General features: G+C 75.2%; 7 protein-coding genes. 4 read left to right on the top strand and 3 right to left on the bottom strand.

What is annotated here, in order from left to right; all coding sequences use genetic code 11:
• The first annotated feature begins 171 nt into the window (after positions 1-171).
• Positions 172-3,588: a BTAD domain-containing putative transcriptional regulator gene (locus ACGFS9_RS08895; RefSeq protein ID WP_393251666.1), complete on the top strand. Its 3,417-nt coding sequence runs from the start codon at positions 172-174 to the stop codon at positions 3,586-3,588.
• Positions 3,589-3,881: 293 nt separating this feature from the next.
• Here the strand turns inward: ACGFS9_RS08895 and ACGFS9_RS08890 are convergent, their stop codons facing one another.
• Both ACGFS9_RS08890 and ACGFS9_RS08885 read right to left on the bottom strand, forming a co-directional pair.
• A complete protein-coding gene (locus ACGFS9_RS08890) occupies positions 3,882-6,074 on the bottom strand; it encodes a sigma-70 family RNA polymerase sigma factor (RefSeq protein ID WP_393251665.1) in 2,193 nt (730 codons plus the stop codon).
• A 462-nt stretch (positions 6,075-6,536) separates the two neighbouring features.
• Positions 6,537-7,310 carry a TetR/AcrR family transcriptional regulator gene (locus ACGFS9_RS08885; protein ID WP_393251664.1) on the bottom strand — a complete coding sequence of 258 codons (774 nt, stop codon included), beginning with the start codon at positions 7,308-7,310 and terminating at the stop codon, positions 6,537-6,539.
• 372 nt (positions 7,311-7,682) lie between these two features.
• On the opposite strand from ACGFS9_RS08885, the gene ACGFS9_RS08880 reads away from it, so the two are divergent.
• The gene (locus tag ACGFS9_RS08880; RefSeq protein WP_393251663.1) at positions 7,683-9,047 is read left to right on the top strand and encodes an NAD(P)/FAD-dependent oxidoreductase; all 1,365 of its coding nucleotides are present in this window, start codon (positions 7,683-7,685) and stop codon (positions 9,045-9,047) included.
• Between the two features lie 130 nt (positions 9,048-9,177).
• Positions 9,178-10,827 (top strand): SpoIIE family protein phosphatase, encoded by a 1,650-nt coding sequence (locus ACGFS9_RS08875; protein ID WP_393251662.1) that lies wholly within the window; start codon positions 9,178-9,180, stop codon positions 10,825-10,827.
• Positions 10,828-10,965: 138 nt separating this feature from the next.
• On the opposite strand, the gene ACGFS9_RS08870 is transcribed toward ACGFS9_RS08875, so the two are convergent.
• On the bottom strand, positions 10,966-12,240 hold the full coding sequence (locus ACGFS9_RS08870; protein WP_393251661.1) for an MDR family MFS transporter: 1,275 nt from the start codon (positions 12,238-12,240) through the stop codon (positions 10,966-10,968).
• Between the two features lie 183 nt (positions 12,241-12,423).
• On the opposite strand from ACGFS9_RS08870, the gene ACGFS9_RS08865 reads away from it, so the two are divergent.
• Entirely contained in the window at positions 12,424-12,981 is a 558-nt protein-coding gene (locus tag ACGFS9_RS08865) for a MarR family winged helix-turn-helix transcriptional regulator (RefSeq protein WP_393251660.1), read from the top strand.
• Positions 12,982-13,401 lie beyond the last annotated feature (420 nt).

Here is a 13,401-nt window from a genome sequence, read left to right as displayed (position 1 = left end):
GGGCGGCCGACCGGGCGGGACGTCGACGACGGCGGCCGGCCGGAGGGCGGGGCCGGCCTTCGGCGGACCGGCGGTGCGGCCCGGGGCGCTCCCGCCCGCGAGGGCGTTCCGCCGGTGGCTCGCCGCGGGGATGCCGTGACCCGGCGCGGCCCCGCCGGTGAGAATGGGGGCGTGCGGTACAGGATTCTGGGGGTCACCCAGGTGGAGGACGACCGGGGGGCCCTGGTCACCGTCGGCGGCCCCCGGGTCCGCGCGCTGCTCACCGCCCTCGCCCGCCGCCCCGGCCGGACGGCGGGCCCGGACACCCTGATCGACGAGGTGTGGGGCGACCGGCCGCCCCGGGACGCCCCGGCCGCCCTCCAGGCGCTGGTGGGCCGCCTGCGCCGGGCCGTCGGCAGGGACACGGTCACCTCCGAGCCCGGCGGCTACCGCCTCCGCGCCGGCCGCGACGACGTCGACCTGTACGTGTTCGAGGACCTGGTCGCGCGGGGCCGGACCGCACTCGGCCACGACGACGCCGCCACCGCCGCGGCCCGCCTCGGCGAGGCCCTCGCCCTGTGGCGGGGCCCGGCCCTCGCGGACCTCGCCGACCGCACGGCGGCGACCCGACCGCAGGCCCTGCGACGGGAGGCCAGACGCAGCCGCGTCGAGGCCGAGCTGCGGCTCGGGCGCGCCGGGGACGTCCTCCCGGAACTGCGGGAACTGACGGCCGGCCACCCCTACGACGAGGCGCTGCACGCGCTGCTCGTCCGCGCCCTGCACGAGGCGGGCCGGGGCGCCGACGCACTGGCCGCGTACGAGGAGGTGCGGCGCGCGCTGTCGGAGGGCCTCGGCACCGACCCCGGCCCCGAACTCCGCGCCCTGCACACCACGTTGCTGGGCGCGCCGGAGCAGGTGGACGGGCCGGCCGACGCGGCGGGCACCGGACCGGCGCCCGGCGCCGTCCGCCCGTCCCGGGACGGGCGGACGGGCAACATCCGTCCCCGGCTGAACTCGTTCGTGGGGCGCGGGCCCGAGGTCGCGGCGATCCGTTCGGACCTCGGCCGGGCCCGTCTGGTCACGCTGACCGGGCCCGGCGGTTCGGGCAAGACCCGTCTCGCCGAGGAGGCCGCCGCCGCGCTCGGGCGGGCGTGGCTGGTCGAACTGGCGCCGCTCGACCGGCCCGAGGCGGTGCCGGGCGCGGTGGTGAGCGCCCTCGGCCTGCGCGAGACCGCGCTGATCACCCATGAGACGGCGGTGGCGCGGGCCGACCCGGTCGCCCTCCTCGTCGAGCACTGCACCCCGCGCGGTCTGCTTCTGGTCCTCGACAACTGCGAGCACGTCGTCGAGGCGGCGGCCCGCCTCGCCGAGACGCTGCTGACCCGGTGCCCCGGCCTCACGATCCTCGCCACCAGCCGTGAACCCCTCGGCGTGCCCGGCGAGATGGTGCGCCCGGTCGAACCACTCCGGCCCGGCTCCGCGCGCCGGCTGTTCCTGGAGCGAGCCGCGGTCGTCCGCCCCGGCGGCGCGGCCACCGTCCCCGACCCGGCCGCCGTGGACGAGATCTGCCGCCGGCTCGACGGCCTGCCGCTCGCCATCGAACTGGCCGCCGCGCGCCTGCGGCTGCTCACCCCGCGGCAGATCGCCGACCGGCTCGACGACCGCTTCCGCCTCCTCACGTCCGGAAGCCGCACGGCGCTGCCCCGCCAGCAGACCCTGCGGGCGGTCGTCGACTGGTCCTGGGACCTGCTCGACGAGCAGGAGCGCACGGTGCTGCGCGAGGTGTCGGCGTTCGCCGGCGGCTGGGACCTGGCGGCGGCGGAGGCCGTGTGCACCGGACCCGCCGCCGACCTCGTCGGCGCCCTCGTGGACAAGTCCCTCGTCGTCGCCACGCCCGACGGCCCGGCGGAGGGCGGCGACGGCGGACCGGGCGGGGAAGGCGGGTCCTTTGGTGCCCGGAGCGCAGGGGGCGGGAGCCCGGAGGACGCACCGGCCGGCGCGATGCGCTACCGGCTGCTGGAGACCATCCACGAGTACGCGCGCGAGCGCGCCGCGGAGGCGCCCGAACGGCTCGCGGCGGCCGAGCGGCGGCACCGCGCCTGGACACGCTCCCTGGCGGAGCAGGCCGAGCCGCTGCTCCGCTCGGGGGCCCAACTCCCTTGGATGCGAAGGGTGGAGGCCGAACTCGACAACATCCGGGCGGCCCTGCACCGTTCGCTCGTCGCCGGGGACGAGGAGGAGGCCGGTGCCCTCGTCCTCGCCATGGGCTGGTTCTGGTGGCTGCGCAACTTCCGCCGTGAGGGAATGGAGTGGACCGAACGCGTCCTGACGCTCGGCGCACGGCTCGACACCCGGGCCGTCGGCGGCACCGGCTGCGCCGTCGGCGGCCCGCCGGCCGGACCGGACGCCGTCGACCCCGTCGCCCGTCTGCTGGACGACCCGGCGCGCGACGAGCGGCACCCGCTGCACGCGATGCGGATGCGGCTGCGCATGTTCCACCTCTTCCTGAAGGTGGACGCCGTCCCGCTGGACGAGTGGAGGGACGAGCGGACGCGGGAGTACGTGGAGCACGTACGCGCCCACTTCGAGAAGGGCGGTCCGGACGCGGCGCGCATGCCGGGGATCATCTGGCCGTTGGCCGCGTACTTCCTCGGCGTCACGCAGGACATGCGCTTCGCGCTGGACGCGGCGGTGGCCAACTGCCGCGCCTACGGCGGTGCGTGGGAGATCGGCGTCGCGCTGATGTTCCGCACCCACGTCGCCGTGGACGCGCCGGGCGGCATGCCCGGCGTGGACGACGACCTGGCGGAACTGCGCGTGCTCAGCCGGCGCGTCGGCGACCGCTGGATGCGCGCCCAGGTGTGCAGCGCGGCCGGTGAGGCGGCCATGGCCCGGGGCCGGTTCGGCGAGGCGCGCGAGGAGTTCGCCGAGGCGCTGCGACTCGCCGTCGAGGTGGGGGCGTTCGCGGAGACACCGTTCCTCCAGGCGCGGCTCGCCGAGGTCGCCCACCAGGCGGGCGAGCCGGCCGAGGCGCTGGCCCTGCTCGACGAGGCGAGCGCCTCCGCCGACCGGTACGGCGTGACGGACTCCCGCGCGTTCGTCCATCTGCTGCGCGCCCGGGTCGTTCTGGAGGACGGCCGCACCGAGCTGGCGCGCTCCTTGTGGCGCACGGCGTGCGAGGACGCGGCGCGCGGCACTCCGCCACCGCAGTTCACGGCCGGGCTGCGCTGGGTCGACGCCCTGCTCACGGCCGCCGAGTCGGGTCCGGCGCAGGGACTGCGGACGGTGTGCGACGCCGTCCGCGCGGCGGTGGACGAGCACTGCGCCGACGTCGTGGTCGCCGGTCTCGTGGAGACCGCGGCGCGCTTCCTCGGCGAGCTGGGCGCGCACCCGGCCGCGACCCGGCTGATGGCCGCGGGCACCCGCTGGCGAGGGGGCCACCCGCGGCCCCCTCGGGAACGTGCCGAGGCGCGGCGCACCGAGGCGGCGGCGCTCGCCGCGCTCGGCCCCGACGCCTACGAAGCGGAGCGGGCCAGGGGTTCCGCCGCCACCAAGGAGGACGTCCGCGACGAGCTCGCCGCCCTCCTGGCGGACCACCCCGCCGGGTGACCGGGTCCCGCGAGGACGCCGGGGCCGTTCGGAGCCGGTGCCGGGGAACGGCACGCGGGTCCGGGCGCCGCGCGGCGGTCGGGTGCCGCGCCGGCGTTCTCGTGCGGGTGGCGGTGGCGCCGCGGGCGCCGCGCGGCACGCGGATCGGGACGTGGCGGCACCGGCCGGTCGACGCGTCGGCGGGCGCCCGGGGCCGGCGGGCCCCCGTCCCCGCGGCGCCTCCCGCCCGCCGCCGCACCCCGTACGGTCCGTTCCCGCCGGCCGGCCTCCACCGGGGGCGCGCACGGGGGGAGTCACCGGCAGCGGAACGCCGACTCCGCCCAGTCGGCCGGAGCGGCCGCCGCGAACGGGCCGCGCGGTTCGACGACCAGCCGGATCGTCCGCAGGCCGGTGAGGTCCACGTGGACGGGCACCGCGCGGTCGCCGCCCTCGATCACGGGGGAGCGCCAGAGCGGGACGCCGTCCGCGATCACCGAGAAGCGCATCCGGCCCAGGCCGTGGGCGAGATCGTCGACGCCGACCAGGGCGTCGTAGGCCGTGCAGTCGCGGTTGAGGTCGATGGTGACGGAGGACCTGCCGTGGACGGTCACACCGTGCGCGTACGCGGTGCCCCCGATGGAGAGGCCGTCGCGCTGCCACACCCAGCCGCTCCCGCCCAGCCGCATCTCGGGCCGGGTGTGGTCGCCCGCGACGTCGTAGTCCAACTCGCTCCACCGGTAGACGGCCGGTGCGGGAGGCGCCGGGGGTGACGAGGGTGGGGAAGGGCTGGGCGTCGGCGGCGGCGTGGGCTCCGGCGGTGCGGGGGTGGGCGTCGGGGCCGGTGCCGGGGCCGGCTTCGGCTTCACCCGCGGGGACGGCTCCGGCCGCGGCTCCGGCCGCGGCGCCGGGGGCGGGGTGGGCGCGGGCGGCGCCGCGCGTACGGCGGGCGGGGCGGGCGCGGGGGTCCGTTCCGGCGGTTCGGGGGAGGGGACGGGCGCCTCGACGGCGGGGGAGGCGGGCGGCCGGGCCTCGGGGTGCCCGGCCGGTTTCCCGTCACCCACGAGAGCGAGCGCCACCACCGCCGCGGCCACCGCGACGACGCCGGCGGCGATCCCCGCCTTGACCGGTGCGCCGATCCCCTCGGACACGGCGGCGCCGCCACCACCACTCGCGCCGCCGGCGCCCGACGAGCCCGCGCCCGCCGCCGCGGCCGCTCCGGCCGCGCCCGCTCCGGCGCCTCCGGCGACCAGCGCGGCGACCTTCGCGTATCCGGCGGCCCCGAACCAGCCGATCACCGCGACCGGGACGGCCGCGGGGATGCCGCCGGCCACTTCCTTGATCTGGCCCGCGGCCAGCCGGCACCGGGCGCACTCCTCCAGGTGCTTGCGCAGTCCGCGTTCCGCCCGGCTGCGCAGGCCCCCGCGGGCGTAGGCGCCGAGCCGGTCGGCGTGGCGCGCGCATTCCTCGTCCGTGGTCAGCGTCGCGCTCACGTGCGCCTGGAGGTAGGCCTGTTTGAGACCCTCGCGGGCGCGGCTGGCGAGGACGCGGGTGCCGTTGGCGTCGAGGCCGAAGAGCGTGGCGACCTCGCTCGGCGACTCGTCCTCGACCTCGGTGTGCCACAGCACCGCCTGCCACCGCTCGGGCAGCGAACGAAACGCCCGCATGGCCATCGACTGCTCGGCCTCGTGCAGGGCCAGGACGTCCGCGCCGAGGTCGAGGGTGTCGTCGTCACGGACCTCGGTACCGCGGGCGGCCTGGGCGGCGAACACCGCGAAGTCGTCGACCAGTTGCTCGCGCCGGGCGGTCCTGGTCCACTGCGCCGCGACCCGGCGCACGGTGGTGAGCAGATAGGCGCGGACGGCGTGCTCGGGGCCGCTGCCGCCGCGGACGGCCTGGAGCATCCGGGCGAACACCTCGGCCGTCAGGTCCTCGGCGGTGTGCGCGTCGCGGCAGCAGGTGCGCGCGTAGCGGCGGACGGCGCCGGAGTGCCGTCGGTACAGCTCCTCGTAAGCGGTGTCGTCGCCCGCGCGCATCCGCTCGATGAGGTCCGCGTCGGGGGGCGGCAGGTCCACCGGGGGCGGCAGGACGCCGGGGCCGCGCCGGTCGAAGCGGTCCCGCTGCGCGGGCACGCTCGGGTCGGGTCCCTCGGCAGCGGCGGGTAAGGGCCCGGTCGGCCGGCCCTCGCCCGACTCGGCCGCCGGCGGCGCCGCCGGGCCGGGCACGGGCGCGCCGTCCGGGCCGGCGGACGTCGGGTCCCCGGCGGCGGGTCCGTCGTCCGGCGGCCCGCCGGTGCCCGAGGCGGGGTGCGGAACGGAGGCGGAGGCCGGCCCGGGGTCTTGGTGGGCGCCGGGAGGGGCGTCGGCGGGGGGTCCGGGCTGAGGAACCCGGGTGGTGCCGCCACGGGGACCGCCCTGGCCCGGTACCTGGTGCGGGAGCGGGCCGCCGGATTCCGTCCCGCCGTCGGCGCCACCGTCACCGAGGGACTCGTCCCGTCCGTCAACGCTCATCGCGGAAAGCCACCGCCTGCACACTCGGACCCGAATACCGGGCCAGCGTGCCACAGGCTTCCCATGCGGGACCCGTTCGTACGGATCGACCACTCGTCCGAGGGGTTTGAGCCGTTCGGCCGTGCTGGTGCTCACCCTTTCGGGGAAGGCTCACCGGTCGCCCCCCGGGCGACAGCGCCCGGCGCCCGGTGCCCGCGTCCTGTGCCCCGCGCGGGTGGTGATGCGGGGCGGTGTGCGCGGGAAACCCCCGGGTGCCCCGGCGGCGCATCCGCGCGAGCGTTCCGTCCGCGCGTCGGGTGCCGGGTCCGCGGCGTGGCCGCCCCGGGTGGTGGTCACCGGGGGACGAGAGCGCCCGAGCGAGGCGGCGGCTCCCGCGCGCGACCGGGCGCGGGAGCGGCCCTCGCCCGGAGAAAGACAGGGGCGAGGGCCGCGGGCGCCCCGGGCGAGACCCGGAGCCGGCGGTCAGGCCGGACGCGAACGCAGGCCCTCCAGCAGGATGTCGAGCAGCCGTGAAGAGGCGGCGGCCTGCTGAGCCGGGTCCGGCAGCGAGGGCGCCGCCGTCGCGATGACCAGCAGCACGTCCGCCACGGTGACGTCGGTACGCAACTCGCCCGCCGCACGCGCCCGGTCGACCAGCCGGCCGACCACCTCCAGCAGGGCCGCCGCGCCGGCGTCGTCCACCTCCGCGATCACCTCGTCCTCCGGAACCGGGCGCTGCTCCACGAGCCGCAGCTCCGGCGCGAGCTGGGACCGCTGCTGCGGCACCCGGGCCCCGTCCGCCTCCGGACCGTCCTCCGCGACCCCGACCCGCAGCACCTGCGGCGGCAGCAGCCGGCCGGCACCCGAGGCCACCGACGTCCGCAGGAAACGCGAGAGCGCCGACCACGGCTCGTCCTCCTGGCCGAGCGCGGAGCGCGCCTGGTCGGTCAGCCGGGAGGTCTCCTCCTCGGCTATCCGCCGCACCAGGACGTCCTTGCTCGGGAAGCGCCGGTACACCGTGCCCACACCGACCCGCGCGCGACGCGCCACGTCCTCCATCGGCGCGCCGTAGCCGAGTTCGCCGAACACCTCGCGCGCGGCCCGCAGCACGTGCTCCAGGTTGCGCTGGGCGTCCACCCGCAGCGGTGTCGTGCGCGGCCCGTCCACCGGACCCCGCCCGCCCCCGCCCGCCGGGCCCCCCGCGCCACCGGGCGCGACGGCGGCCGCGGTGGACCAATGAGAGTCCTGAATATGCATGAGTGTTCCCCCGGTAATGACGTCTCCCCCCGGAGACTCTCCCCGCCATCGACTGCCGGAGCGCGTGGAACAAGCCTGTGCGCGGGCCCTCGTGCCGGCCCACCGAGCGCATCCCCCTACACCCCGTCGACACACGAACATAGTTGAGTGGGGGTCAATTCAGAAGGGGCAGGTTCCGCACGGAGCGCCCCCCGATCGGAGTACGGGCCGGTTACGTACCGGTTGCTCCCCCTCCGCGTACCCCCCTCACCCACCCTGACCTGGCCTTCCGTCCGGGACTCCGGCAAATCGGCCAACTCTGCACGTTGTCCGCGACCGGTCACACACATTGCCGGGGCTGTGGACAAACTCCGGAGAGAGGTGCGTCATGGGATGGTGAAGGAACGTGCGCGCATTCTCATTGTCGGCGGCGGCTACGTCGGGATGTACACCGCTCTGCGTCTCCAGCAGAAGGTGAAGGCCGAACTCAGACGGGGAGACGTCGAGATCGTCGTGGTCTCCCCCGACCCCTACATGACCTATCAGCCGTTCCTTCCCGAGGCCGCCGCGGGCTCCATCTCCCCGCGGCACGTGGTGGTCCCGCTGCGCCGCGTCCTGGACGGCTGCCGGATCGTCATCGGCGAGGTGCGCCGCATCGACCACGCCAAGCGCACCGCGACGCTCACCACCCTCGCCACCGAGGAGGAGGGCGCGGGCGAGGAGCAGATCACCTACGACGAACTGGTCCTCGCCCCCGGATCGGTCTCCCGCACCCTGCCCGTCCCCGGACTCGCCGAGTACGCCATCGGCTTCAAGACGGTCGAAGAGGCCATCGGGCTGCGCAACCACGTCATCGAGCAGATGGACATCGCCTCGTCCACCCGCGATCCCGCGATCCGCGACGCCGCCCTGACCTTCGTCTTCGTCGGCGGCGGCTACGCGGGCGTCGAGGCCCTCGGCGAACTGGAGGACATGGCCCGCTACACGGCGCGCTACTACCACAACATCCGTCCCGAGGACATGAAATGGATCCTCGTGGAGGCGTCGAACCGCATCCTCCCCGAGGTCGGCGAGGAGATGGGCCGGTACACGGTCACCGAACTGCGCCGCCGCAACATCGACGTCCGCCTGGAGACCCGCCTCGACAGCTGCGCCGACCGGGTCGCCGTGCTCAGCGACGGCGCCCGCTTCCCCACCCGCACCGTCGTCTGGACGGCCGGCGTCAAACCCCACCCGGTCCTCGCCGAGACCGACCTGCCGCGGAACGAGCGCGGCCGGCTCCGGTGCACCGCCCGGCTGACCGTCGACGGAGCCCCGCACGCGTGGGCGGCGGGCGACGCCGCCGCCGTCCCCGACGTGACGGCGGAGGAGGGCAGGGAGACCGCGCCCAACGCCCAGCACGCCGTACGCCAGGCCAGGGTCCTCGGCGACAACCTCGCCCACACGCTGCGCGGCGAACCACTGGAGACGTACTCCCACCGGTACGTGGGCTCGGTCGCCTCGCTGGGCCTGCACAAGGGTGTCGCACACGTCTACGGACGCAAGCTGAAGGGCTATCCTGCCTGGTTCATGCACCGCGTCTACCACCTCAGCAGGGTGCCGACCTTCAACCGCAAGGCCCGTGTGCTCGCCGAATGGACGCTGGCGGGACTCTTCAAACGGGAGATCGTGTCCCTCGGCTCACTCGAACACCCCCGTGCGGAGTTCGAACTCGCGGCCGGTGGAAAGCCTCCCACCGACCCGAAGGGGTCGTCCTGACCGGACGCAGGAACTGCACCGGCCGGTCCGGCGTCTGAAGGATGCCGGACCGGCCGCTCGCACTGCCAGACTGGTCCACGACTGTGGGCGGGTGCACCGCTCGCCCTTCTAACACGAGGCTTTCCCCACTGTGAACTTCACGCGCTGGAGCGCCCGGCTCCCCGGAACGCAGCGCCGCGCCGCAGCGCGGACCGAGCACACGGACGCCCCGGACCGGCGCGGGGAAGGCTCCGTTCCCGCGGCCCGCGCCGAGCGGCGCGACGGCCCGCCCGGCCTCGCCGTCGACGAACTCCCCGTCCGCGGGGTCCTCGACCGCGTCCCCGCGCTCGTCGCCCTCGTACACGGCTCCGACCACCGCGTCGCCTACGTCAACGACACCTACGCCACGGCGTTCGGCGCCCGGCCCCTCGGCGCGCCCGCGCGGGAAGCACTGCCCGAACTGGACGAGCTGGGCCTGCTGCCCCTCCTCGACCAGGTCCTGCGCAGCGCCAGACCCCGCACGGTCAAGTCGCGCAAGGCCGCGACCGGCCGCTCGTACACCTTCACCTGCACCCCCGTGGACGAGTCCCCCGACGGACACGGCGGCGGGGTGCTGATCTTCGCCACCGACGTCACCGACCACGCCGAGGCCGCCGAGCGGCTGCGCACCAGCGAACGCCGCCAGCGCGAGACCGCCGTGACGCTCCAGCGCTCCCTGCTCCCGCAGGAACTGGAGGAGCCCGACGACCTGCGCATCGCCGCCACCTACCTGCCCGGCGGCACGGAGGCGGCCGTCGGCGGCGACTGGTACGACGTCATCACCCTCGGCGGCGGCCGCACCGCGCTCGTCATCGGCGACGTCATGGGGCGCGGGGTCCGGGCCGCCGCGGTGATGGGCCAACTCCGCACGGCCGTCCGCGCCTACGCGCGACTCGACCTGCCGCCCCACGAGGTCCTCCAGCTCCTCGACGGCCTCGCCACCGAGATCGACGCCAACCAGATCGCCACGTGCGTCTACGCCGTCCACGACCCGAACGAGGGCCGGCTGGTGTACGCCTCGGCCGGCCACCTGCCCATCCTGGTCCGCGACGAGGACGGCACCACCCACCGCGGCGACGAGCCGACCGGGCCGCCGCTGGGCACCGGCGGCTGGATGCACGCCTCCGGCTCGCTGCCCCTCGGCCCCGGCTCCACCGCCGTCCTCTACACCGACGGTCTGGTCGAGCGCCGGGACGAGGACCTCGACGAGGGCATCGCGTCCCTGGAGCGCGCCCTGGCCGGGGCCACCGGGACGCCCCAGGTGGTCTGCGACCGGCTGGTCCGCGCGGCCGGTGTCACCGCGGAGCACGACGACGACGTCGCCGTGCTCGTGCTCCAGCACCCCTCCCGCACCGGCCACGACGGCGAGCTCTTCCGCAACGCCGCCCTGGAACTGCTCGGCGGGGTGGAGGCCACCCCGCGCGCGCGGGCGTTCGCCTCCGGCGTCCTGACCAGCTGGCGGTTCCCCACCGAGCTGCACGACCTCGGCGTGCTGGCCGCCAGCGAACTCGTCGCCAACTCCCTCCAGCACGGCACCCCGCCCATGCGGCTGCGGCTGCGCCGCACCGACCGCCGGCTGATCATCGAGGTGACCGACGGCGACGACCACCTCCCGCTGCGGCGCCGCGCAGAACCCGCGGACGAGGCGGGGCGCGGCATCGCCATCGTCGCCACGATCGCCTCCACGTGGGGCTCGCGCCGGACACCGGGCGGCGGCAAGGCCGTGTGGTGCGAGTTCACCCTGCCGCGCACGGCGCACTGAGCCGCGGGGCACGCGGGTGTTCGGGCAGGCCCGTCCGGACCGCCGTTCGTGTTCCGCACGGCGGCCCGGGGCGCCGGAGCCCGGCCCCCGGACCGGAACGACCCGGGGGAGCGCGCCCCGGCTCGCGGACCGCGGCGGTCAGGCGTTCGCCGGCAGGGGCTCGGCCGGAGCCCCGCCCTGCGCGACCACCCGGCTCCTCGCCAGCCACGGCTGGTTCTGCACCGGCGTGAGCTGCCGCCCCAGCCGCACGGCGAGCACCGTGATGCCGAGCGAGAACAGCAGGAAGACCACGACATAGGGGCCGTGCCACGAGGCGCCCATCGGGCCGCCCACCGCCGGACCCACGGCCAGCGCGAGCTGCTTCACCAGGGCGAAGGCCGAGTTGTACTGACCCGCCAGACCCGTCGGCGCGAGATCGGCCACCAGCGGGGCGACGGTCGGCGACAGCATCGCCTCACCGAGCCCGAACAGCGCGTACGTCGAGACGAAGGCCGCCGTCGCCATGGTCTGGCTGCCGTGCCCGAGACCGGCGTAACCGGCGGCGAGCCAGGCCACCGCCCAGATCAGCCCGACCGCGGCGATCACCCGGGTCCGCTTGCGCCGCTCGACGAACTTCAGCACCGCGAACTGCGCCACGACGATCATCGCCGTGTTCGCCGCCATCGCCGTGCCCAGCGCGGACGTGGAGATGCCGGCCGCCTCCACGCCGTAGGCGGACAGACCCGACTCGAACTGGCCGTAGCAGGCGAAGAACAGCACGAACCCCAGCACGGACAGCTGCACCATCGCCCGGTTGCCCAGCAGCTGCCGCCAGCCGCCCCCGTCGCCCCGCGGAGCGTCCTGCGCGATCCGCGGCGCGTGCGGCATCCGCACGGTCGCCATGATCACCACGAGCAGCAGGAAGATCGCCGCCTCGATCGCGAACAGCAGCGTGAACGAGGCCGTGCTGCTGGTGTCGACGATGTGGCCGCCGATGAGACCCCCGACACCGAGACCGAGGTTCTGGAGGAAGAACTGCATCGCGAACGCCCGCGAACGGGTTTCGGCCGTCGAGCAGTCCACGATCATCGTCGCCAGCGCCGGCTGCATCACGGCCTGACCCGCACCGAGCGCCGCGGCCGACAGCAGGACGGTCGTCGTGCCGCCCGCCAGTCCGAGGCTCAGCGCTCCGACGGCTGCGGTGCCCAGGGCCGTGAGCAGCACCGGCCGCGGACCGCGGCGGACGATCGCCCGCCCCGCGAACGGCAGCACGACGAGAGCGGCCACGGCGAAGACGGCGAGCACGATGCCCGCCGTCATGGAGCCGAGTCCCCGCACCTGCGCCACATAGACGTAGAGGAAGGGGACGGTAAAGCCGAGCCCGAACGCGCTGAGTGCGTTGCCCACGTGAATCCGGCGCATCGCTGCGCCCATCGCCCTGGTCACTTTCACCTGCCTTGGTCGTGAAGCCCCCGCACCCCCGCCCGGGAGGAGACGTGCCGGAGACACGTTCCCTCGCATGGATGTAGGGGTGAAGACTTCGAAGCTAAAGTTAGATGTTGAACTGTACACCCCGAAGGACTTCGACGCCAAGCGGCGCCGTGCCATACTCGGGCCATGGGCGATACCTCCGGCGTCAGCGAGCCGACACTCGAAGAACAGATCGCCGCGTACCAGCGGGAGTTCCAGGACCTCGATCCCCAGGTCGAGGAGATCGTCTCGGCGCTGTCCCGCCTGAACCGGCGGATGAACGTCGCCTACGGACGCCAGACCGCGGCCCTCGGCATCAGCAACGCCGAGTGGGAGGTCCTCAAGGCCCTCGTGCTCTCCGGCGCCCCGTACCGGCTGGGCCCGAGCGAGCTGGCCAAGCGCCTCGGGCTGACCCCGGCCGCCATGACCCACCGGATCGACCGCATGGTCGGCGAGGGGCTCGTCACCCGTGAGCGGGACGAGTCGAACCGGGTCCGCGTCATCGTCGAGTTGACGGACGAGGGGCGGGAGAAGTGGCTGGAGGCGATGCGGATGGCCACGGTCTTCGAGGAGGACCTGCTGCAGGACCTCTCCGGAGAGGAGCGCGGCGCCCTGGGAGAGGTGCTGACCCGCCTCCTGCGCAGGGTCGAGGACGCGCAGCCGGACTCCGGCGGCCGGCTCAGCGACCTCGAAGAAAGATCTTGACAGCCTGGGGTTGACACTGCTCCCCCCGGTCCGTAAGGTTCTTCGAGTTGCCACGGGGCCGGAACGGTTCTGCGACAGCACATCCGCCGCGGATGCGGCACCCAAACCATCAGCACGATCTCCCACCCGGGTCTCATTCGGCGTGCCCGAATTGAATTCGATTCGGAGCCGGCGGCCCGATTAGGAACTGCCGGGGGAATCCGCTAACGTTTGGGACGTCGGAACGGCCCAACAGCCGCGAAGGCAAAGCCCGCTGACTGGGAGTCAGGCCCGAAAGGATCTGATAGAGTCGGACTCGCCGGAAAGGGAAACGCGGAAGCGGGAACCTGGAAAGCACCGAGGAAATCGGATACGGAAACGGTCTGATAGAGTCGGAAACGCAAGACCGAAGGGAAACTGCCCGGAGGAAAGCCCGAGAGG

The organism is Streptomyces sp. NPDC048566 (assembly GCF_043199735.1).
Classification (GTDB): domain Bacteria; phylum Actinomycetota; class Actinomycetes; order Streptomycetales; family Streptomycetaceae; genus Streptomyces.
The sequence above is the reverse complement of the archived record's forward strand: the minus strand, read 5'-3'. Positions and strand labels throughout refer to the sequence as shown.

Excerpts from the sequence above, each read along its gene's own strand:
- ACGFS9_RS08890 (WP_393251665.1), bottom strand. The coding sequence starts at position 6,074 with ATGAGCGTTGACGGACGGGACGAGTCCCTCGGTGACGGTGGCGCCGAC.
- ACGFS9_RS08885 (WP_393251664.1), bottom strand. The coding sequence starts at position 7,310 with ATGCATATTCAGGACTCTCATTGGTCCACCGCGGCCGCCGTCGCGCCC.
- ACGFS9_RS08880 (WP_393251663.1), top strand. The coding sequence starts at position 7,683 with ATGGTGAAGGAACGTGCGCGCATTCTCATTGTCGGCGGCGGCTACGTC.
- ACGFS9_RS08870 (WP_393251661.1), bottom strand. The coding sequence starts at position 12,240 with ATGGGCGCAGCGATGCGCCGGATTCACGTGGGCAACGCACTCAGCGCG.
- ACGFS9_RS08865 (WP_393251660.1), top strand. The coding sequence starts at position 12,424 with ATGGGCGATACCTCCGGCGTCAGCGAGCCGACACTCGAAGAACAGATC.